The sequence below is a fragment of the Pseudonocardia thermophila genome, from assembly GCF_900142365.1.
In the GTDB taxonomy this organism is placed as follows: domain Bacteria; phylum Actinomycetota; class Actinomycetes; order Mycobacteriales; family Pseudonocardiaceae; genus Pseudonocardia; species Pseudonocardia thermophila.
The window spans coordinates 246,537-266,471 of record NZ_FRAP01000003.1; the positions used below are offsets into that span (position 1 = coordinate 246,537).

Sequence of the window (19,935 nt, forward strand, 5' to 3'; positions counted from 1 at the left end):
GCGCACCCGTCATGGGTATCCCGTTCAAGGAGTACCTCCTGGCGGGGTCGACGGCTGCCGTCATCACGTACCTACTGGTCGGCGCAGTGCGGCTGCTCGCGCTGAAGGCCGGCGCCGTGGCCTGGCCGCGGGGTCGCGACGTGCACACCACGCCGACCCCGCGCTGGGGCGGCATCGCGATGCTCGGCGGGGTGCTCGCCGGGGTCGCGATCGCCTACCAGCTGCCGGCGCTGCGCCTGGCGTTCGACACGAACACCCAGGAAGTGCTGGGTGCGGTGCTGGCCGCGATCGTGCTGTGCGCCGTCGGCATCATCGACGACCGCTACGAGCTGGACGCGCTGACGAAGTTCGCCGGCCAGCTCACCGCGACCGGTGCGCTGCTGTTCTTCGGCGTGCAGTGGACGGTCGTGTGGGTGCCGTGGGGCGGCCCGGACGGGCAGTACCTGAGCCTGGGCCAGGAGCAGGGCGCGCTGCTCACCGTGCTGCTCACGGTGGCCCTGGTCAACGCCATGAACTTCATCGACGGGCTGGACGGGCTCGCGGCCGGCGTGGGCGCGATCGCCGCGACCGCCACCGGTCTGTACGCGCTGAGCCTGGTCGCCGTCGCCGGGAACGACCCGTCGGTCTACTCGCCGGCGCTCATCGCGGCGCTGCTGGCCGGAGCGTGCCTGGGTTTCCTGCCGCACAACTTCAGCCCGGCGCGGATCTTCATGGGTGACTCGGGCTCGATGCTCATCGGCGTGATGCTCGCCGCCGCCACGACGATCGCGTCGGGCAAGCAGAGCCCGGCCGCCACCGGTAGCTCGGTCAACCTGCTGGCGCTGTTCTCGCCGCTCATCGTGCTCGCCGCGGTGGTGTTCGTGCCGGTGCTGGACCTGCTGCTCGCCGTCGTGCGGCGCACGCGCAAGGGCTTGTCGCCGTTCGCGCCCGACAAGATGCACCTGCACCACCGGCTGCTGGAGATCGGCCACAGCCAGCGCCGGGCGGTGCTGCTCATCTACCTGTGGGCTGGCCTGCTCGCGTTCGGCTCCGTCGCGCTCACGGTGATCGGTGATCCGGTGCTCGTGCTGGTGACGTTGGGCATCGGCATCGTCTTCGCGGTGCTCGCGACCGCGATCCCCAGGCTGCGCCGGTTGAACCCGCGGGCGGCGGAGCCGGCGACCCTGCCTGTGACCGCGCCGGCCACGGTCCCGGACGATCCGCCGACCGGGCCGACCCTGCCGCTGCCCAGCGGCGGGCCGAGGACGAGTGGATGAGCATGAGCAGCGAGCTGCCGGTCGACGCCCCGGAGGGCCAGCAGGCATCCGTGCGGGCGCTGAGCGTGACGCTGACGCGGGCGTCGATCGCGTCCGGCCTGGCCACGGGCGTCGTGATCGCGATCGTGTTCTGGATCACGTCGGGGCTTCCCGGGCTGGTCGGGGCCCTGTGCGCCGTGGTGATCGGGGTCGGGGGCTCCCTCATCACGACGGCGGCCATGTGGATCACGGCTGCCGGGGAACCACGTTCTGTGATGCTAGCCTCATTCGCGAGCTCGATCACGAAGATGGCGGCGATGTTGATCGCGCTCTTCGCGCTCGCGGGAACACTCTGGGTAGATCGGACGTCGCTCGCCGTGGGCACGATCGTGGTGCTGATCGTCACCACGACGGCGGAAGGGTGGGCCGCCCACCGCTTCCGCTCGTACGCTGTCGCGCCCGCCGAACCCGCGTCTACCAGTACTTCTACGACCGGTAGTGGAAGCTCGTCGTTCGGCTGGCCCGGTGACGCCCCCGTTACGGGCGACAGCGGAGGGGGACCGGGGCATGACCCTCGGTAGTCGGGGCGAACGGGTGCTCTACCAGCTCGAACAGTAGAGGTGGGCTGAGTGGGTGTCCGAAACAGCCTGATAACGTAACTCCGTCGACGTCGCCCGGCTTCGAGGTGGACGAGCAACGGTGCGCCTGGTCGCAGACCAGTACTGATGTTTCGTCCATGTTACGACTGCGTCGGTCGTCGACGATCGGCATGAACGAGACCCCGTCTCGACACGATCGCCGGCCAGTCGATGCTGGGTCGGAGCACCGGAAGGAAGACCCTTTGGTGGAGTTGGTCTGGGCCGCTGAGGAGTTCGAGCCCCCGGGCGTGGGCACCTTCATCTACCCGCCCATCTTCGGCGAGGTCACCAAGCCCGTCGTTCAGCTGGTGTTCGCGGCCATCATCGTCGGCGCGGTGTTCCTGCTGGGCACCCGCAAGCTCTCGCTCGTACCGGGCCGCGGCCAGTTCGCGCTCGAGTACATCTACAACGTCGCCCGCAACATGGCCCGCGACCAGATCGGGCACGACTTCAAGCCGTTCATCCCGCTGGTGCTCGGGCTGTTCAGCTTCATCCTGGTCAACAACTTCTTCGGGATCATCCCGGTCTTCCAGTTCCCGACGATGTCGCGGATCGGGTTCCCGCTGGCGTTGGCCGTCTTCGTCTACATCACCTACCACTACGCGGGCATCCGCAAGCACGGCTTCGTGGGCTACATCAAGCACGCGTCCCTGCCGCCGGGGGTGCCTCCCTTCATCGCGCCGCTGATCGTGATCATCGAGCTGTTCACGAAGTTCGTGTTCCAGCCGATCTCGCTGGCGCTCCGAGTCTTCGCCGCGATGTTCGCCGGCCACCTGGTCCTGGTGCTGGCCGTCGTCGGCGGTGAGTTCCTGCTCCACGCCGGGGGCGGCCTGGTCGTGGCTGCGCCCTTCCCCTTCATCGGTGCGATCGCGTTCACGTTCCTGGAGGCGCTGGTGATGACCATCCAGGCCTACGTCTTCGCGCTGCTGGCCGCCGTGTACATCGGAGCCGCCGTTTCCACCGACCACTGATCCGACCGGCCTGCCGGTCACCGACCCGACTCCCCGCAGCACACCGCCCAGCGCGGATCAATGGAAGGAATCTCGACAGTGAGCACTCTCGTTCTCGCCCAGGCCGCCGAGGCAGTCGACCTCAACCCGGGTCTGGCCGCGATCGGCTACGGCGCCAGCGCCATCGGGGCGGCCATCGGTGTGGGTCTGATCTGGGCCGCCGTCATCAACGGCGCCGCCCGGCAGCCCGAGGCCCGCGGCATGCTGATGACCATCGGCTGGACGACCTTCGTCCTCGCCGAGCTGGTCATGCTGATCGGTCTGGTCGTCTTCTTCATCGCCTCCGCAGGCTGATCCGGCGCGGCTGAGCGACACGCCGATACCTGACGGAAGGAACCACGGTGCACAGTTCGATCCTCGCGGCCGAGGAGCCCCTCCCGATCCTGCCGCTGCCCGGCGAGCTCATCGTCGGCCTGATCGCGTTCGCGCTGCTGCTGTTCGTGCTGTGGAAGTACGCCGTGCCCCGCTTCGAGGCGCTCTACGAGCAGCGCGTCGAGGAGATCGAAGGCGGACTGAAGCGCGCGGAGGAGACGAAGGCGGAAGCCGAGAAGCTCAAGGCGCAGTACGAGGAGCAGATGGCCGGAGCCCGCGCCGAGCGGGCCCGCATCCTCGACGACGCCCGCGCCGAGGGCGCCCAGATCAAGGCTGAGGCCCGCGCCGAGGCGGAGGCCGAGGTCGCTCGGATCCGGGCCCGTGGTGAGGAGCAGCTGGCGGCGAGCCGCGACGCGGTCGTGCGTCAGCTGCGCGCCGAGGTCGGCGGGCTGTCGGTCCAGCTGGCCGAGCGGCTCCTCGGCCAGGCTCTGGCCGATGACGCGAAGCGTTCGGCGACGATCGACGCGTTCCTCGACGAGCTCGAGCGCGACGCACCTGCGAAGGCGAACTGATGGCGGTGCTGCTGCAGGCGGCGAGCCGAGAGGCGCTCGGCTCCGTCGGTGACCGGCTCGACGCCGTCGCCGACGCCGCGACCGCCGAACAGATCGGGACGATCGGCGTCGAGCTGTTCGCCGTCGTGCGACTGCTCGACGCCAACGGGCAGCTGCGCAGGCACCTCGGCGACCCGTCGGCGCCCGCGCAGGCACGGGCCGGCCTGGTCCGGCAGCTGCTGGGCGGCAAGCAGGCCGCCCAGACGGTGGAGCTGGTCGAGCAGCTCGCCTCGGCGACGTGGTCGCGACCCGGTGACCTCGTCGACGCCGCAGAGGTGCTCGCCCGGCGCGCGATCCTGGCCGTGGCGGAGAAGCAGGGCAACCTCGACGACGTCGAGGACGAGCTCTTCCGCTTCAGCCGGATCCTCGAGCGGGAGCCGCAGTTCGCGGCCCTGCTCGCCGACATCACCGCGCCCGCAGAGGGCCGGGTGGGGCTGCTGCAGGCGACGCTCGGCACCGGCTCGTCGGCCAAGGTCTCCGACGTGACGTACGCGCTGCTCGCCGAGGCGGTGCGCACGCCGCGCGGCCGCCGGCTCGACGACGTCGCCGCCGAACTGGCCGAGGAGGCCGCCGCGCGCCGGAAGCGCTCCGTGGCCAAGGTCGTCACCCCGGTGGCGCTGACCGAGCAGCAGGAGGCGCGGCTCGTCGCGGTGCTCGGTCGCATGTACGGCCGGGCCATCTCCCTGCAGGTCGAGCTCGACCCGAGCCTGCTCGGCGGGCTCGTCATCACCATCGGCGACGAGCTGATCGACGGCAGCCTGGCGGCCAAGCTCGCGGCCGCCCGGCGGAACCTGCCCACCTGAGATCCGCGCCACCACCAGCAGCCCTGAGAGAGGAAAGACGGAAAGCCATGACAGAGCTGACGATCTCCCCGGAGGAGATCCGGAGCGCGATCTCCAGCTACGTCGCGTCGCTGGAGTCCGACACCACCCGCGACGAGGTCGGTCTGATCAGCGATACCGCTGATGGCATCGCGCACGTCACCGGCCTTCCGTCCGCGATGACCAACGAGCTGCTCGAGTTCGAGGGCGGTGTGCTCGGGGTCGCCCTGAACCTCGACCAGCGCGAGATCGGTGCGGTCATCCTCGGCGAGTACGGCGGCCTGGAGGAGGGGCAGCAGGTCCGCCGGACCGGCAACATCCTCTCGGTGCCGGTCGGGGACGGCTTCCTCGGGCGCGTGGTGGACCCGATGGGCCGGCCGATCGACGGGCTCGGCGAGATCGAGTCCACCGAGCGGCGCGTCCTCGAGCTGCAGGCCGCGACCGTGATGCAGCGGCAGTCGGTGTTCGAGCCGCTGCAGACCGGCATCAAGGCCATCGACTCGATGACCCCGATCGGTCGCGGCCAGCGCCAGCTGATCATCGGCGACCGCAAGACCGGTAAGACCGCGATCTGCGTCGACACGATCATCAACCAGAAGGAGAACTGGGCGAGCGGCGACCCGAAGAAGCAGGTCCGCTGCATCTACGTCGCGGTCGGCCAGAAGGGCTCCACGATCGCCGGTGTCCGCCAGGCGCTCGAGGACGCGGGCGCGATGGAGTACACGACGATCGTCGCCGCCCCGGCCTCCGACCCGGCCGGCTTCAAGTGGATCGCGCCGTACACCGGCTCGGCCATCGGCCAGCACTGGATGTACCAGGGCAAGCACGTCCTGATCATCTTCGACGACCTGTCCAAGCAGGCCGAGGCTTACCGTGCGATCTCGCTGCTGCTGCGCCGCCCGCCGGGGCGCGAGGCGTACCCGGGTGACGTCTTCTACCTGCACTCCCGGCTGCTGGAGCGCTGCGCGAAGCTGTCCGACGAGATGGGCGGCGGCTCGATGACCGGTCTGCCGATCATCGAGACCAAGGCCAACGACGTGTCGGCGTACATCCCGACGAACGTCATCTCCATCACCGACGGCCAGGTCTTCCTCGAGTCCGACCTGTTCAACCAGGGCGTGCGGCCGGCCATCAACGTCGGTATCTCGGTCTCCCGGGTCGGTGGCGCCGCGCAGGTGAAGGCGATGCGGTCGGTGTCCGGCTCGCTGCGTCTGGACCTGTCGCAGTACCGCGAGCTGGAGGCGTTCGCGGCCTTCGGCTCCGACCTCGACGAGGCCTCCGCCCGCGCCCTGAACCGCGGCCAGCGGCTCGTCGAGCTGCTCAAGCAGCCGCAGTACCAGCCGATGCCGGTGGAGGAGCAGGTCGTCGCGATCTGGCTGGGCACCACCGGCAAGCTCGACTCGGTGCCGGTCGCCGACGTGAGCCGGTTCGAGAAGGAGTTCCTCGACCACCTGCGCCGCCACGAGGAGGGCGTGCTCACCGAGATCCGCGACACGGGTCTGCTCTCCGACGACAACGTGGAGCGGCTCGAGCGGATCGTCGCCGAGTTCAAGAAGGGCTTCACGGCCTCGGACGGCTCCTCCGTGGTGCCGCAGGAGCAGGCCAAGCCGCTCGACGAGGACGAGGTCGAGCAGGAGTCGGTGAAGGTCAACAAGCCGGCTCCGAAGAAGAGCTGAGGGCTGCAGCATGGCGGCACAGATCCGGGTTCTGCGTCGGCGGATCAGGTCGACGCAGAACATCAAGAAGATCACGCGGGCGATGGAGCTCATCGCCGCGTCGAAGATCACCAAGGCGCGAGCCCGCGTCGAAGCCTCGCGGCCGTACGCCGAGCAGATCACCACGGTGCTCTCCGAGCTGGCCGCCAATGCCGCGCTCGACCACCCGCTGCTCGTCGAGCGGGAGGAGCCGAAGCGGGCGGCCGTGCTGGTCGTGACCAGCGACCGCGGCCAGTGCGGCGGGTACAACGTCAACGTGCTCAAGGAAGCGGAGCAGCTGCACTCGCTGCTGCGCGAGCAGGGCAAGGAGCCGGTCGTCTACGTGATCGGTAAGAAGGGCGTGGCGTACTACAAGTTCCGCCGCCGCCCGATCGCCGCCCAGTGGACCGGCTTCTCCGAGGAGCCCCGCTACGAGCACGCCGCCGAGGTCGCTCGTACCCTGGTCTCGGCGTTCATGGCCGGGAGCGACGAGGAATCCGTCGAGGTCCCGGGTGTGGGCGTCGTCCAGGGCGTCGACGAGCTGCATCTGGTGTACACGTCGTTCAAGAACATGGTTACTCAGGTTCCCCAGGCGCGCCGAATGGCTCCGATGGAGATCGAGTACGTCGAAACGGACGGCTCGGAGCCTCCGCCTGCGCTGTCGCACGGGCTGCGATCGCTCTACGCTTTCGAGCCGGACGCGGATGCACTCTTCGACGCACTGCTGCCCAAGTACGTCGGCTCGCGACTGTTCGCGGCGCTGCTGGAGTCTGCAGCGTCGGAGTCGGCCAACCGGCAGCGTGCGATGAAGGCCGCGACGGACAACGCGAACGAGCTGATCCGCACCTTGACGCTGGAGTCCAACCAGGCCCGTCAGGCGCAGATCACCCAGGAGATCAGTGAGATCGTCGGTGGCGCCGACGCTCTCGTCAGTGCAGGGAGTGAGTGATGACCGCCACCGCCGACATCTCGACCAACACCGGGCGCGTCGTTCGGGTCACCGGCCCCGTCATCGACGTCGAGTTCCCGCGCGACGCCGTGCCCTCGCTCTACAACGCGCTCACGCTGCAGGTCACCTTCGGCGCCCTCGCCAAGAAGCTGACCCTCGAGGTCGCCCAGCACCTCGGTGACAACGTGGTGCGCACCATCTCGATGCAGCCCACCGACGGCGTGGTCCGCGGCCAGGAGGTCACCGACACCGGCCGGCCGATCTCCGTCCCGGTCGGCGACCAGGTCAAGGGGCACGTGTTCAACGCGCTCGGCGACTGCCTGGACAAGCCCGAGCTGGAGTTCACCGGCGATCGGTGGAGCATCCACCGCAAGGCGCCGAGCTTCGACCAGCTCGAGGGCAAGACCGAGATGCTGGAGACCGGCATCAAGGTCATCGACCTGCTCACCCCGTACGTGCAGGGCGGCAAGATCGGCCTGTTCGGCGGCGCCGGCGTCGGCAAGACGGTGCTCATCCAGGAGATGATCACCCGCGTCGCCAAGAACTTCGGTGGTACGTCGGTGTTCGCCGGCGTCGGTGAGCGCACCCGTGAGGGCAACGACCTCATCACGGAGATGACCGAGTCGGGCGTCATCAAGGACACCGCGCTCGTCTTCGGTCAGATGGACGAGCCGCCGGGCACCCGTATGCGCGTCGCCCTGTCCGCCCTGACGATGGCGGAGTACTTCCGCGACGTGCAGGGCCAGGACGTGCTGCTGTTCATCGACAACATCTTCCGGTTCACCCAGGCCGGTTCGGAGGTCTCCACGCTGCTCGGCCGCATGCCGTCGGCCGTGGGTTACCAGCCGACCCTGGCCGACGAGATGGGTGAGCTGCAGGAGCGGATCACCTCGACCCGTGGACGCTCGATCACCTCGATGCAGGCGATCTACGTGCCCGCCGACGACTACACCGACCCGGCGCCGGCCACGACGTTCGCCCACCTGGACGCGACGACCGAGCTCTCCCGCCCGATCTCGCAGAAGGGCATCTACCCGGCGGTGGACCCGCTGACCTCCACCTCCCGGATCCTCGACCCGCAGTACATCGGCGAGGAGCACTTCCGGGTCGCCAACGAGGTCAAGCGGATCCTGCAGCGCTACGCCGACCTGCAGGACATCATCGCCATCCTCGGCATCGACGAGCTCTCCGAGGAGGACCGCCAGACGGTGGCCCGGGCCCGGCGGATCGAGCGGTTCCTGTCGCAGAACCTGCTGGTCGCCGAGCAGTTCACCGGCCAGCCGGGGTCGACGGTCCCGCTCAAGGAGACCATCGAGGCGTTCGACAAGATCGCCAAGGGTGAGTTCGACCACTACCCGGAGCAGGCGTTCTTCCTCTGCGGTGGTCTCGACGACCTCGAGAAGAACCGCAAGAAGCTCGAGGAGAGCTGAGCCTTGGCGACGATGCAGGTCGAGCTCGTCGCCGTCGAGCGGCGGATCTGGTCGGGCGAGGGGAAGTTCGTCTCCGCCCGCACCACAGTGGGTGAGATCGGTGTGCTCCCCGGGCACGAGCCCACGCTCGCGCAGCTGGAGGAGGCCGGTCTCGTACGGATCGACGGCGTCGACGGCTCCACCACGCTGGTGGCCGTGCACGGCGGGTTCCTGCACATCACGCACGACGGCGTGACGATCCTCGCCGAGCAGGCGGAGATCGGCACCGAGATCGACGTGGAGCGGGCCCGGGCGGCGCTGCAGAGGGCCGACACGTCGGACCCGGAGGGCGCCGCGGCCGCCGCCCGTGCCCATGTCCGGCTCAAAGCCGCGGGCGTCGAGTAGGTCGGAGCCGCGAGGTGGGACCGACGGCGATCGTTGTCAGCATCGCGCTGCTGCTCGCCTGTCTGTGTCTCACCTACCTCGCCGTGCGGCGAGTACGTCTCATGCGGGGCGGTGGCGTGGACGCGTGTCTGCGCCGCCGCCCCGCCGGCGTTCTACGGGACGTCACCGCGGGGTGGCACTTCGGGGTCGGCCGGTACCGCGGCGACGAGCTGGCCTGGTACCGGCTGACATCGCTGCGGATCGGGCCGTCGATGGTGCTCGACCGCACCCGGCTGGAGATCGTCGGGCGGCGCGCCCCGTTCGAGGGGGAGGCGTACGTGATCCCCGACGCCGCGAACGTCCTGCACTGCCGGGTCGACGGTCAGGACGTCGAACTGGCGATGACGTCCGAGGTCCTGACCGGGTTCCTGTCGTGGCTGGAGGCGGCCCCACCGGGGCACGTCGAGTTCTACCGGCGCGCCGGCTGAGGCTTCAGGACCTCGGCCCGCCCGGCCGCCACAGCACGTCGCCGTCCGGGTTGGCGACGCGGCTGAGGATGAACAGCAGGTCCGACAGCCGGTTGAGGTACTTCGCGGTCAGCGGGTTGGTGCGGTCGGGATCGGTCTCCAGCAGCGCCCACACGCTGCGCTCCGCGCGCCGCGTGACCGTGCGCGCGACGTGCAGGTACGCCGCACCCGGGGTGCCGCCCGGCAGGATGAACGAGTCCAGCTTCGGCAAGCGCGGGTTGAACTCGTCGCACCAGTTCTCGAGCCGGGTGATGTAGTCCTCGGTGATCCGCAGCGGCTGGTGCTCCAGGTTGTCGACGATCGGCGCGCACAGGTCAGCGCCCACGTCGAACAGGTCGTTCTGCACCTGCCGCAGCGGGACCAGGACCTCCTCGGCCAAGCCGCCGACGGTGACTGCCACCCCGATCGCGGCGTTCGCCTCGTCCGTGTCGGCGTAGGCCGCCAGGCGGACGTCGGTCTTGCGGACTCGGGAGAAGTCGCCGAGCGCGGTCGTCCCGTCGTCGCCGGTCTTGGTGTAGATCCTGGTCAGGTGCACGGCCATGGTCGTGAGCCTAGGCGACGCGCGAGCCGGGTCCGCCGCGGTCGCCCGGAGCCGAGGGGCTAGCGTCGGCTGCGTGGCAGAGCATTTCGCGATCCGCGGAGGCGCCCGCCTCGTCGGCACCGTCGACGTGGTCGGCGCGAAGAACAGCGTGCTGAAGCTGATGGCGGCCGCCCTGCTCGCCGAGGGCACCACCACCATCACCAACTGCCCCGAGATCCTCGACGTGCCGCTCATGGCCGACGTGCTGCGCAGCCTCGGCTGCACCGTGACCGTCGAGGGCGACACGGTCATCATCGACGTCCCGGCCGGGCTGGGCGCCGAGGCGGACTACCGCTCGGTGTCGAAGCTGCGGGCGTCGGTGTGCGTGCTCGGCCCGCTCGTGGCGCGCTGCCGGCGCGCTGTCGTGCCCCTGCCCGGCGGCGACGCCATCGGCCAGCGTCCCCTCGACATGCACCAGGCGGGGCTGCGCAAGCTCGGCGCCACCACCGAGATCAAGCACGGACGGGTCGTGGCCGAAGCCGAGGACCTGCGCGGCGCGCAGATCTGGCTGGACTTCCCCAGCGTCGGGGCCACCGAGAACATCCTCATGGCCGCCGTGCTCTCCGACGGCACCACCGTCATCGACAACGCCGCGCGCGAGCCGGAGATCGTCGATCTCTGCACGATGCTCTCCCACATGGGGGCGAAGATCGACGGCATCGGCTCGTCGACGCTGACCGTCCACGGCGTGGACGCGCTGTCCCCGACCGAGCACCGGGTGATCGGCGACCGGATCGTCGGCGCGACCTGGGGGTTCGCCGCGGCCATGACCCGCGGCGACGTCACCGTGCGCGGGGTCGATCCGCACCACCTCGACCTGGTGCTGGACAAGCTGCGCTCGACCGGTGCGACCACCGAGATCCTCGGTCCGCAGGAGTTCCGCGTCGCGATGGACCGGCGGCCGAAGGCCGTCGACTTCGTGACGCTGCCGTACCCGGGCTTCCCCACCGACCTTCAGCCGATGGCGATCGCGCTGTCCGCCATCGCCGACGGCACGTCGATGATCACCGAGAACGTGTTCGAGTCACGGTTCCGGTTCGTCGACGAGATGGTGCGGCTGGGCGCCGACGCCCGCACCGACGGCCACCACGCCGTCGTGCGCGGGGTGCCGAAGCTGTCCAGCGCGCCGGTGTGGGCCAGCGACATCCGCGCCGGGGCCGGGCTCGCGCTCGCGGCCCTGTGCGCGGACGGGGTGACCCAGCTCTGGGACGTCGAGCACATCGACCGCGGCTACCCGCGGTTCGTGGAGAACCTGCAGTCGCTCGGCGCCGACATCGTCCGGGTGAAGGACGAGCCCGCGCCGTGAACCCGGTCGTTCCCCCGGACGGCTGGCGGGTCGGATAGGTTCGGCGGATGCGCAGAGTCGTGGTCGTCGCTGTCGCGCTGCTCGGGCTCACGGGCTGTGCGGCGCCGCAGGCCGATCCGGGGATCGGCAACGCCGACGTCGCCACCGGTGGCCGGCTGTTCTCCACCGCCGACACCGAGACGGCGAAGTTCACCGCCGACGTCGGGCCCGGGGTGTTCCCGCGCACCGTCACCCACGCCGGGGGCACTACCACCATCCCGGCCCCGCCGGCCCGCGTCGCCGTCCTCGACAGCGGCGAGCTCGACGGCGTGCTCGCGCTCGGTGTCACCCCCGTCGCGATCGCCGTGCCCAACCGGACGGTGCCGTCGTACCTCGCTGACCGAGTGCGGGACGTGCCGATCGTCGGCGACACGAACACGATCGAGCTGGAGGGGCTGGCCGCCGCGAAGCCGGACCTCATCCTCGGCAGCAAGCTGCGGGTCGACCAGCTGTACGACAAGCTCTCGGCGATCGCGCCGACGGTGCTGTCCATCCGGCCCGGGTTCCCGTGGAAGGAGGACTTCCTCCTCGTCGGCACCGCGCTGGGCAAGGAGACCGAGGCCGTCGAGGTGCTCAACGACTACCAGCGCAAGGTCGACGAGGTGAAGGCGACGCTGCCGAACCCGGCGCCGACGATCTCGCTCGTGCGGTTCATGCCCGGCCGGATCCGGCTGTACGGCAACCTCTCGATGATCGGGGTGGTGCTGGGTGACCTGGGGCTGCGCCGGCCGCCGGAGCAGGACTTCGCGGAGCTGGCCGTCGAGGTGTCGGAAGAGCGCATCGACGCCGCCGACGGCGACTGGATCTTCTACTCCAGCTACGGACCGCCGGAGAACACCGCGCAGGAGGCCGTCGTCAACGGGGAGCTGTGGCAGCGGCTCGGCGCGGTGCAGGCCGGGCACGTGCGTGCGGTCGACGACGAGGTGTGGTTCCTCGGGCTGGGGCCCAACGGCGTGATGAAGGTGCTCGACGAGCTGCCGGAACTGCTCGGGAGCTGAAACGGGTCCAGGCTGGGCGCAGGCTGGGGCGAGTCGCGCAACCGGGCGGGCGAGTCTTGCGCCTGGCGCGGCGAGTCTCGCGTCTCGGGCGGGTGAGTCGGCCGTTCGGATCGCGGTCCGGACTCGCGGTTCCCGTTCTGGTGCGCGCCGCCAGGTCCGGGTCCCCCGTGATGCGCATGACTCGTGCCGCCGAACGCGAGACTCACGCCAACGCACGCGCGACTCGCCCGACCGTTTGTGGGACTCGCCGCGCCGTGTGCTGGACTCGCGGCGCCGCTTGCGCGACTCGCCGGGCCGAACGCAGGACCCGCGGAAGAAGCGCGGGACTCGCGGGCTCAGGCGAGCAGGGCCTTCGCTCGCGCCTCGTCGTCGGGGAAGACCAGCACGTGGTAGGTGCCGTCGGGGTGGGGGCTGATCGTCGCCGCACCCCAGCGGCGGCGAGGCGGGCCCGCAGCGCCGCCGCGGCAGCCGCGGTGGGGGCCGTTCCGGCGGTGACGAGCATCCCGTGGACGGTCGGGTCGTCCGGGTCGGGGACGGGCAGATCGCGGGTCGTGCCGAAGGTCAGCCGCAGGGCGAACGCGAGGAGTCCGAGCATCGCGACGGCGCCGAGCACACCCGTCAGCACGGTCACCCTGGCATTGTCGGTTGCATCCGGTCGTTCGGACAGGCGCCGGACCGGTCACGGATGTGACCGTCGTCCTCGGACGGACGACTTATCTACCACTACGATAAGTATCCCTACCAACGGCGGAGGTGCTTGTGCCGTATCCGAGCGACCACGAACGCGACCGACCGTGGGTCATGCGCACCTACGCGGGGCACTCCTCCGCGGAGAAGTCGAACGCGCTGTACCGGCGGAACCTGGCGAAGGGCCAGACCGGCCTGTCGGTGGCGTTCGACCTGCCGACCCAGACCGGCTACGACCCCGACCACGAGCTCGCCAAGGGTGAGGTCGGCAAGGTCGGTGTGCCGGTCAGCCACATCGGCGACATGCGCACGCTCTTCGACGGCATCCCGCTCGCCGAGGCCAACACCTCGATGACGATCAACGCGCCGGCGATGTGGCTCCTGGCGCTCTACATCGCCGTCGCCGACGAGCAGGGCGCCGACCGCACCACGCTGGCCGGCACGACGCAGAACGACATCGTCAAGGAGTACCTCTCCCGCGGGACGTACGTCTTCCCGCCCGCCCCGAGCATGCGGCTGACCACCGACATGATCGCCTGGTCGGTGGCGAACACCCCGAAGTGGAACCCGATCAACATCTGCAGCTACCACCTGCAGGAGGCCGGGGCCACGCCGCCGCAGGAGCTGGCGTACGCGCTGTCCACGGCGATCGCGGTGCTCGATTCGGTGCGCGACTCCGGGCAGGTGCCCCCGGAGAAGTTCGGCGACGTCGTCGGGCGCATCTCCTTCTTCGTGAACGCCGGCATGCGCTTCATCGAGGAGATGTGCAAGATGCGGGCGTTCGCCCAGCTCTGGGACGAGATCACCCGCGAGCGCTACGGCGTCCAGGACCCGAAGCAGCGACGCCTGCGCTACGGCGTGCAGGTGAACTCGCTCGGGCTCACCGAGGCCCAGCCGGAGAACAACGTCCAGCGCATCGTGCTGGAGATGCTCGCCGTCACGCTCTCCCGCAACGCTCGTGCCCGCGCCGTGCAGCTGCCCGCCTGGAACGAGGCGCTGGGCCTGCCGCGGCCGTGGGACCAGCAGTGGGCGCTGCGGATGCAGCAGGTCCTCGCCTACGAGACCGACCTGCTGGAGTACGAGGACATCTTCGACGGCAGCCGTGTCGTCGAGGCGAAGGTCAACGAGCTGATCGAGAACGCGAAGGCCGAGATCGACCGCGTCCAGGAGATGGGCGGGGCCGTCGCGGCCGTCGAGTCCGGTTACATGAAGGGCCAGCTCGTCGCCTCGCTGTCGGAGAAGCGGCGCAAGATGGAGTCCGGCGAGATCGTCGTCGTCGGCGTCAACAAGTTCGAGGCCACCGAGCCGAGCCCGCTGCTGGCCGAAGGCGCCGCCGCCATCGAGACGGTCGATCCGCAGGTCGAGGCCGAGGCGATCGCGAAGATCCGCGAGTGGCGGGCGAACCGGGACGCCGCGAAGGTCGAGGAGGCGCTCACCGCGCTGCGCGACGCGGCGAAGACCGACGCCAACCTCATGGAGGCCTCGATCGCCTGCGCCAAGGCGGGCGTGACCACGGGGGAGTGGGCCGGTGCGCTGCGCGAGGTGTTCGGCGAGTACCGGGCGCCCACCGGCGTCACGGCCGCGGGGGTGAGCGGTGAGGGCGCGGTGGCGATCGCCGACGTGCGCGAGCGGGTCCGCGCCACTGGTGAGCAGCTGGGCACGCGGCTGCGCATGCTCGTCGGCAAGCCCGGTCTGGACGGGCACTCCAACGGTGCCGAGCAGGTGGCCGTGCGCGCCCGGGACGTCGGCTTCGAGGTGATCTACCAGGGCATCCGGCTCACCCCGGCGCAGATCGTGGCGGCCGCCGTGCAGGAGGGCGTGCACGTCGTCGGGCTGTCGGTGCTGTCCGGGTCGCACCTGGAGGTCGTGCCCGCGGTGGTCGACGGGCTGCGCGCGGCGGGCGCCACCGACGTGCCGGTCGTGGTCGGCGGGATCATCCCGCCCGAGGACGCCGAGGCCCTGCGGGCCAAGGGGGTGGCCCAGGTGTTCACGCCGAAGGACTACAAGCTCACCGAGATGATGGACGAGATCGTCACGTTGGTGCGGAAGGCGAACGGGCTCGACTGATCGGACCCGATCGGCGCTGATCACGACCGCGGCAGAATGCCGCGCATGTCCGCATCAGCGCCGGTCCCCGCGCCGGTCCCGTCCGGGCGCCGCGTCTCCCCGGTCGACGTGGTCATGCTCGCGCTCGCGCTGGCCTCGGTCGGGATGCTCGCCTACGTCGAGTTCTTCCCGCACGACGCCGCGGTGGCGCACTGGGTGTTCGTCGCCGACGCGGCGGTGTGCGGGATCTTCCTGGTCGAGTTCCTCGTCCGCTGGCGGCGCGCCGGCTGGGAGCGGTGGTTCCCGCTGCGCAACTGGTTCGAGGTGCTCGGGATGGTCCCGGTGGCGCACCCGGCCCTGCGCGGGCTGCGGTTGCTGCGGGTCGTCGTCCTGCTCATGCGGGTGGCGCGCAGCGCGGACCGGGCGTTCGGTGAGCGGTTCACCCAGCGGCTCGTCGAGCGGTGGTCGCGGCCGATCGTGCTGGCGATCAAGAAGCCGATCACGGTCGCCGTGCTCGACGAAGTCGTGAAGGTGCTCGAGACCGGCAGCTACCCGCAGAACATCGCGCGCTCGGTGGAGCGCAACCGGCAGCTGCTGCGGGAGATCGTCAGCGAGTCGATCAAGCGGGACCGGGCGACCGGGGTGCTCGCCCGGCTGCCGTTCCACGACGAGATCGTCCACGGGCTCATCGACACCGTGATGCGGGTGCTCGTCGACGTGCTCACCGATCCGCGCACCGACGCGTTCTTCGCCGAGCTGGTGCGGGAGAACCAGGTGCAGATCCGGGCCGCCGTCGTCGCCGGGCTGCACGAGCAGCGGCCCGACCTCGTCACGTCGGCTGCTCCGCCGACCGCCGTCCCCGCAGCAGCCGCATCCCCGGCACCGACGCCAGCGCGTTCCGCACGTCGGTGACCAGCGCGATCAGCTCGCGCAGGTCCGGGCCCACGTGGTCGAGCGTGGCCAGCAGCGGCAGCACGTCGGACTCGATGTGCTCCGTCAGCCGCGGCAGCGAGTCGACCATCCGGATCGCGGCGTGCAGCTCCTTCGCCGAGAACTCCTCCACGAACTGCTTCGCCAGCGGCGCGGCTCGCTCTGCGATCGGCTGGTAGGTCGCGAGCAGCCCGCTCGCCTCGGCGGCAGCCCTGGCCGCGTCCGCGATCGCCGCGTCGGCCCGCTGGACGGACTCCGTCGTCTGCGCGACCACCTCCTCCGCGGTCGTGGTGACGGTCGTGGCGGTCGCGACGACCTGCTCGGCGGCCGCCGTCGCCGCCTCGGCCTGCTCCGCGATGGTCGCCACCGGCTCGGCTAGCCGCCGCACCTCGCCGAGCAGGGTCTCCGCATCCGCCAGCAGCCGGTCGACCCGCCCCGGCAGGCCCGCGACGAGGTCCACGGCCTCGTCGGTCCAGCCGAGTACGGCGCGGATCCCGCCCGCCACCTCCGCGGGGCTGAACAGGACCGGGACACCGCCGATGCGCAACGCCATGCCGACGATGATGGCCGAACTCCGGGTTGCGCGCCGGTCGCTTCCGTTTGCCGGGTGCTCGAGGAGCACCTAGGTTTCGGGCGTCGTCCGAACGGGTGGGCAAGGAGGCACGGATGAGCGCGAGCTGGGCGAGACGAGACTTCCTGCGCAGGGTCGGCGTCGCGGGCCTCGCAGCGGTGGCCGCGCCTGCCGCGCTGGTCGCCTGCACGACGGTGTCGAACGCGCCGGGCAGCACCCTGGAGAACGCCCGTAGCACCGGCACGATCCGGGTCGGCATCGCGAACGAGGCACCGTACGGGTTCACCGACCCCTCGGGGAAGGTCACCGGCGAGTCCGTCGAGGTGGCCCGCGCGGTGCTCGGCGCGCTGGGCATCAACGACGTGCAGGCCACCACGGTGGAGTTCGGGTCGCTGATCCCCGCGCTGAACGCCCGCCAGTTCGACATGGTCACCGCGGGCATGTTCATCAACCCGGAGCGCTGTGCGAACGCCGCGTTCTCCGATCCCGACTACACCGCGCCGACGGCGTTCCTCGTGCCGACGGGCAACCCGCAGGGGATCGCGACCTTCGACGACGTGCGCGACAAGGGCCTGCGCCTGGCCGTGCTCTCCGGTGCGGTGGAGCAGGGGTACGCGCAGAAGTCCGGGGTGCCGGACACGCAGCTCCAGGTGGTGGACACGCAGAACACGATGCTGCAGGCGGTGACCGCGGGCCGGGTCGACGCCGGGGCGCTCACCAACATCTCGCTCAACGACGTGAAGGCCAAGAACCTCGGTGCCGCGGTCGAGGTGACCTCCGGGTTCTTCCCGGTGATCGACGGGAAGCCGACGGTGTCGGCGGGGGCGTTCGTCTTCCGCATGGGCGAGGACGACTTCGTGAGCGCCTTCAACGCCGAGCTGAAGCGGCTGCACGACAGCGGCGAGTGGCTGCGCATCACGGAGCCGTTCGGGTTCACCCAGGACAACGTCCCGGGTCCGGACGTGACCACGCAGAGCCTCTGCGCGGCGTGAGCCGGCGGTGGAGAACCTCCCGCGCATCGTCGCGGTCCTGCTCGACGGGGTCCCCGAGACGGTGATCGCCGCCGCCGGCGGGATCCTCCTCACGATCCTGCTGGCCTTCTCGGCCGGGCTGGCGCTGCTGTCGGAGCACCGGCTCCTGCGCGCGATCAGCCGCACGTACGTGGAGTTCTTCCGCGGCACGTCGGAGGTCGTGCAGCTGTTCTGGATCTACTTCGTGCTGCCGGTGCTGGTGGGGATCCAGCTGCTGCCGCTGTTCGCGGGCGTGGTCGTGCTCGGGCTCAACCACGGCGCGTACGGGGCGGAGATCGTCCGCGGCGCCGTGTCGTCGGTGCCGAAGGCGCAGGTGGAGGGCGCCAAGGCGCTGTCGTTCTCGCCGCGGGACATCCGCTGGCGGGTGGTGATGCCGCAGGCGGTGTTGGAGATGCTGCCGTCGTTCAACAACCTGTTCATCCAGTTGCTGAAGTCGACCGCGATCCTGTCGTTCATCGTCGTGTCGGAAGTGACCGAGCGGGGCGTGCAGGTGTTGGTGCCCAACTTCGGCGACGACATCGTGCTGATCTTCGTGCTGATGCTGCTGATCTACCTGGTGCTCGCCGTGCTCATCACCGCGGTGATGCGGTGGCTGGAGCGGATCGGCGCTCGCCGGCTGGGCAGGCGGCCCTCGGCGTCGGCCCGGACGGCCGCCGTGGCGGCGGCGCACTGAACGGGGGCGCGAGATGGGCTGGGACTGGAACTACGCGATCGCGATCCTGCCGGAGATGCTCGGCGCCCTGCGCGTGACGATCGAGATCACCCTGCTCGGCTCGTTGGTCGCGCTGGTGCTGGGGTTGGTCATCGCGGTGGTCCGCCGGGCGCGGATCCCGGTGGTCGACCAGCTGCTGTGGGCGTTCGTCGAGTTCGTGCGGTCCACGCCGCTGCTGGTGCAGGTGTTCTTCCTGTTCTTCGTGCTGCCGCGGTTCGGGATCGTGCTCGGCGCGTTCGCGGTCGGCGTGATCGCGCTCGGTGTGCACTACGCGACGTACACCTCGGAGGTGTACCGGGCCGGGATCGACGCAGTGCCGCGCGGGCAGTGGGAGGCCGCGGCGGCGCTGAGCCTGCCGCAGTCGCGGGTGTGGACGGGCGTGATCCTGCCGCAGGCCGTGCCGCGGGTGCTGCCGGCGCTGGGCAACTACGTGATCTCGATGTTCAAGGAGGTCCCGCTGCTGCTCGGCATCGGCGTCGTCGAGGTGGTCAACAAGGCCAAGGAACTGTCGTCCGAGACGTTCCGGCCGATCGAGCCGTACACCATCGCGGGCCTGCTCTTCCTCGCGCTGAGCCTGCCCGCCTCGATCCTCGTCCGCCGACTGGAGCGCCGCCGTGCAGCCGTCTGAACCGATGATCGTCTTCGAGGGCGTGGAGAAGCGCTTCGGCGACCACGTCGTGCTGTCCGACCTGGACATGACCGTCGCGCCGGGAGAGCACGTCACGCTGATCGGACCGTCCGGCTCCGGGAAGACGACGATCCTGCGCCTGCTCATGTGCCTGGAGAAGGTGGACGCGGGAACGATCCGCGTCGGCGGGCGCTACCTGACCCACATGGAGAAGAACGGCGGGCTCGTGCCCGCCGATGAGCGGTACAGCCGCGAGGTGCGCAAGCGGATCGGGATGGTGTTCCAGCAGTTCAACCTGTTCCCGAACATGACGGTGCGGCGCAACCTGACCGAAGCGCCCACCCGGGTGCTCGGCCTGTCGAAGGACGAGGCGAACGCCCGCGCGGAGGAGCTGCTGGACCTGGTCGGGCTCGGCGACAAGATCGACGCCCACCCGACGCAGCTGTCCGGCGGCCAGCAGCAGCGCGTCGCGATCGCCCGGGCGCTGGCGATGCGCCCGGACGTGCTGCTGCTCGACGAGGTCACCTCGGCGCTCGACCCGGAGCTGGTCGCGGGCGTGCTCTCGCTGCTGCAGGACATCGGCAAGAGCACCGACATCACGATCCTCTGCGTCACCCACGAGATGGGGTTCGCGCAGGACTTCTCCCACCGCGTGATGATGTTCGACGGCGGTCGGATCATCGAGGACGCACCGCCGGAGGAGCTCTTCGGCGCGCCGAGGCACGAGCGCACGCGGACGTTCCTGCAGGCCGTGTCGGGCTGAGGGGCCGACCGAGTGCCGGGCCGAGACGGCGCGCCGACCCCGCACGTTCGGAGA

General features: G+C 70.3%; 21 protein-coding genes. 19 read left to right on the top strand and 2 right to left on the bottom strand.

Going from position 1 to position 19,935, the window contains the following annotated elements; translation table 11 throughout:
• Window positions 1-11: 11 nt before the first annotated feature.
• The 11 genes from BUE41_RS05620 (at window position 12) to BUE41_RS05670 (ending at window position 9,551) form a co-directional block, all read left to right on the top strand.
• Window positions 12-1,256 (top strand): glycosyltransferase family 4 protein, encoded by a 1,245-nt coding sequence (locus BUE41_RS05620; RefSeq protein ID WP_084754458.1) that lies wholly within the window; start codon window positions 12-14, stop codon window positions 1,254-1,256.
• Window positions 1,253-1,816 carry a Cg1360 family ATP-synthase-associated protein gene (locus BUE41_RS05625; protein ID WP_073455770.1) on the top strand — a complete coding sequence of 188 codons (564 nt, stop codon included), beginning with the start codon at window positions 1,253-1,255 and terminating at the stop codon, window positions 1,814-1,816. The genes BUE41_RS05620 and BUE41_RS05625 overlap by 4 nt, the downstream gene beginning before the upstream one ends.
• A 260-nt stretch (window positions 1,817-2,076) precedes the next feature.
• A complete protein-coding gene (gene atpB / locus BUE41_RS05630; RefSeq protein ID WP_073455771.1) occupies window positions 2,077-2,844 on the top strand; it encodes a F0F1 ATP synthase subunit A in 768 nt (255 codons plus the stop codon).
• Between the two features lie 78 nt (window positions 2,845-2,922).
• Window positions 2,923-3,177, top strand: coding sequence for an ATP synthase subunit c family protein (locus tag BUE41_RS05635; RefSeq protein WP_073455772.1), 255 nt, complete (start codon window positions 2,923-2,925; stop codon window positions 3,175-3,177).
• A gap of 47 nt (window positions 3,178-3,224) precedes the next feature.
• Complete coding sequence (locus BUE41_RS05640) at window positions 3,225-3,767, top strand: F0F1 ATP synthase subunit B (protein ID WP_234996994.1); 543 nt, start codon at window positions 3,225-3,227, stop codon at window positions 3,765-3,767.
• On the top strand, window positions 3,767-4,609 hold the full coding sequence (locus tag BUE41_RS05645) for a F0F1 ATP synthase subunit delta (protein WP_084754462.1): 843 nt from the start codon (window positions 3,767-3,769) through the stop codon (window positions 4,607-4,609). The genes BUE41_RS05640 and BUE41_RS05645 overlap by 1 nt, the downstream gene beginning before the upstream one ends.
• A 47-nt stretch (window positions 4,610-4,656) precedes the next feature.
• Window positions 4,657-6,303, top strand: a complete 1,647-nt coding sequence (atpA, locus tag BUE41_RS05650; protein ID WP_073455773.1) for a F0F1 ATP synthase subunit alpha — start codon at window positions 4,657-4,659, stop codon at window positions 6,301-6,303.
• A gap of 10 nt (window positions 6,304-6,313) precedes the next feature.
• On the top strand, window positions 6,314-7,270 hold the full coding sequence (locus BUE41_RS05655) for a F0F1 ATP synthase subunit gamma (protein ID WP_073455774.1): 957 nt from the start codon (window positions 6,314-6,316) through the stop codon (window positions 7,268-7,270).
• Window positions 7,270-8,700, top strand: coding sequence for a F0F1 ATP synthase subunit beta (gene atpD, locus BUE41_RS05660; protein WP_073455775.1), 1,431 nt, complete (start codon window positions 7,270-7,272; stop codon window positions 8,698-8,700). Before BUE41_RS05655 ends, atpD begins: the two co-directional genes overlap by 1 nt.
• A gap of 3 nt (window positions 8,701-8,703) precedes the next feature.
• Window positions 8,704-9,084, top strand: coding sequence for a F0F1 ATP synthase subunit epsilon (locus tag BUE41_RS05665; protein ID WP_073455776.1), 381 nt, complete (start codon window positions 8,704-8,706; stop codon window positions 9,082-9,084).
• Window positions 9,085-9,098: 14 nt separating this feature from the next.
• Window positions 9,099-9,551, top strand: coding sequence for a DUF2550 domain-containing protein (locus BUE41_RS05670; protein WP_084754464.1), 453 nt, complete (start codon window positions 9,099-9,101; stop codon window positions 9,549-9,551).
• Between the two features lie 4 nt (window positions 9,552-9,555).
• On the opposite strand, the gene BUE41_RS05675 is transcribed toward BUE41_RS05670, so the two are convergent.
• Window positions 9,556-10,131, bottom strand: coding sequence for a cob(I)yrinic acid a,c-diamide adenosyltransferase (locus BUE41_RS05675; RefSeq protein WP_073455777.1), 576 nt, complete (start codon window positions 10,129-10,131; stop codon window positions 9,556-9,558).
• A 73-nt stretch (window positions 10,132-10,204) separates the two neighbouring features.
• On the opposite strand from BUE41_RS05675, the gene murA reads away from it, so the two are divergent.
• The 4 genes from murA (at window position 10,205) to BUE41_RS05700 (ending at window position 16,158) form a co-directional block, all read left to right on the top strand.
• Window positions 10,205-11,476 (top strand): UDP-N-acetylglucosamine 1-carboxyvinyltransferase, encoded by a 1,272-nt coding sequence (murA, locus tag BUE41_RS05680; protein WP_073455778.1) that lies wholly within the window; start codon window positions 10,205-10,207, stop codon window positions 11,474-11,476.
• A 47-nt stretch (window positions 11,477-11,523) separates the two neighbouring features.
• The gene (locus BUE41_RS05685) at window positions 11,524-12,513 is read left to right on the top strand and encodes an ABC transporter substrate-binding protein (RefSeq protein WP_073455779.1); all 990 of its coding nucleotides are present in this window, start codon (window positions 11,524-11,526) and stop codon (window positions 12,511-12,513) included.
• Between the two features lie 759 nt (window positions 12,514-13,272).
• Window positions 13,273-15,267, top strand: coding sequence for a protein meaA (locus BUE41_RS05695; RefSeq protein WP_073455781.1), 1,995 nt, complete (start codon window positions 13,273-13,275; stop codon window positions 15,265-15,267).
• Window positions 15,268-15,312: 45 nt separating this feature from the next.
• A complete protein-coding gene (locus BUE41_RS05700) occupies window positions 15,313-16,158 on the top strand; it encodes an ion transporter (RefSeq protein WP_073455782.1) in 846 nt (281 codons plus the stop codon).
• Here BUE41_RS05700 and BUE41_RS05705 read toward each other — a convergent pair.
• Window positions 16,076-16,729, bottom strand: a complete 654-nt coding sequence (locus BUE41_RS05705; protein ID WP_073455783.1) for a hypothetical protein — start codon at window positions 16,727-16,729, stop codon at window positions 16,076-16,078. The two genes, BUE41_RS05700 and BUE41_RS05705, sit on opposite strands and share 83 nt — an antisense overlap.
• A 113-nt stretch (window positions 16,730-16,842) precedes the next feature.
• Between BUE41_RS05705 and ehuB the strand changes: the two genes are divergently transcribed.
• The 4 genes from ehuB to ehuA are packed head-to-tail and all read left to right on the top strand — an operon-like array spanning window position 16,843 to window position 19,881.
• Window positions 16,843-17,739 carry an ectoine/hydroxyectoine ABC transporter substrate-binding protein EhuB gene (ehuB, locus tag BUE41_RS05710; protein WP_073455947.1) on the top strand — a complete coding sequence of 299 codons (897 nt, stop codon included), beginning with the start codon at window positions 16,843-16,845 and terminating at the stop codon, window positions 17,737-17,739.
• A gap of 7 nt (window positions 17,740-17,746) precedes the next feature.
• Window positions 17,747-18,451 carry an ectoine/hydroxyectoine ABC transporter permease subunit EhuC gene (gene ehuC / locus BUE41_RS05715; RefSeq protein WP_073455784.1) on the top strand — a complete coding sequence of 235 codons (705 nt, stop codon included), beginning with the start codon at window positions 17,747-17,749 and terminating at the stop codon, window positions 18,449-18,451.
• Window positions 18,452-18,464: 13 nt separating this feature from the next.
• Window positions 18,465-19,118, top strand: coding sequence for an ectoine/hydroxyectoine ABC transporter permease subunit EhuD (gene ehuD, locus BUE41_RS05720; protein ID WP_073455785.1), 654 nt, complete (start codon window positions 18,465-18,467; stop codon window positions 19,116-19,118).
• Window positions 19,119-19,122: 4 nt separating this feature from the next.
• Window positions 19,123-19,881, top strand: a complete 759-nt coding sequence (gene ehuA, locus BUE41_RS05725; protein ID WP_073455786.1) for an ectoine/hydroxyectoine ABC transporter ATP-binding protein EhuA — start codon at window positions 19,123-19,125, stop codon at window positions 19,879-19,881.
• The last annotated feature ends 54 nt before the right edge of the window (window positions 19,882-19,935 follow it).

What these genes read in the sequence shown, in the direction of transcription:
- BUE41_RS05700 (WP_073455782.1), top strand. Translation starts at nt 15,313, where the DNA reads ATGTCCGCATCAGCGCCGGTCCCCGCGCCGGTCCCGTCCGGGCGCCGC.
- BUE41_RS05645 (WP_084754462.1), top strand. Translation starts at nt 3,767, where the DNA reads ATGGCGGTGCTGCTGCAGGCGGCGAGCCGAGAGGCGCTCGGCTCCGTC.
- BUE41_RS05675 (WP_073455777.1), bottom strand. Translation starts at nt 10,131, where the DNA reads ATGGCCGTGCACCTGACCAGGATCTACACCAAGACCGGCGACGACGGG.
- BUE41_RS05685 (WP_073455779.1), top strand. Translation starts at nt 11,524, where the DNA reads ATGCGCAGAGTCGTGGTCGTCGCTGTCGCGCTGCTCGGGCTCACGGGC.
- BUE41_RS05655 (WP_073455774.1), top strand. Translation starts at nt 6,314, where the DNA reads ATGGCGGCACAGATCCGGGTTCTGCGTCGGCGGATCAGGTCGACGCAG.
- ehuA (WP_073455786.1), top strand. Translation starts at nt 19,123, where the DNA reads ATGATCGTCTTCGAGGGCGTGGAGAAGCGCTTCGGCGACCACGTCGTG.
- atpA (WP_073455773.1), top strand. Translation starts at nt 4,657, where the DNA reads ATGACAGAGCTGACGATCTCCCCGGAGGAGATCCGGAGCGCGATCTCC.
- BUE41_RS05620 (WP_084754458.1), top strand. Translation starts at nt 12, where the DNA reads ATGGGTATCCCGTTCAAGGAGTACCTCCTGGCGGGGTCGACGGCTGCC.
- ehuB (WP_073455947.1), top strand. Translation starts at nt 16,843, where the DNA reads ATGAGCGCGAGCTGGGCGAGACGAGACTTCCTGCGCAGGGTCGGCGTC.
- ehuD (WP_073455785.1), top strand. Translation starts at nt 18,465, where the DNA reads ATGGGCTGGGACTGGAACTACGCGATCGCGATCCTGCCGGAGATGCTC.
- BUE41_RS05625 (WP_073455770.1), top strand. Translation starts at nt 1,253, where the DNA reads ATGAGCATGAGCAGCGAGCTGCCGGTCGACGCCCCGGAGGGCCAGCAG.
- atpD (WP_073455775.1), top strand. Translation starts at nt 7,270, where the DNA reads ATGACCGCCACCGCCGACATCTCGACCAACACCGGGCGCGTCGTTCGG.
- BUE41_RS05705 (WP_073455783.1), bottom strand. Translation starts at nt 16,729, where the DNA reads ATGGCGTTGCGCATCGGCGGTGTCCCGGTCCTGTTCAGCCCCGCGGAG.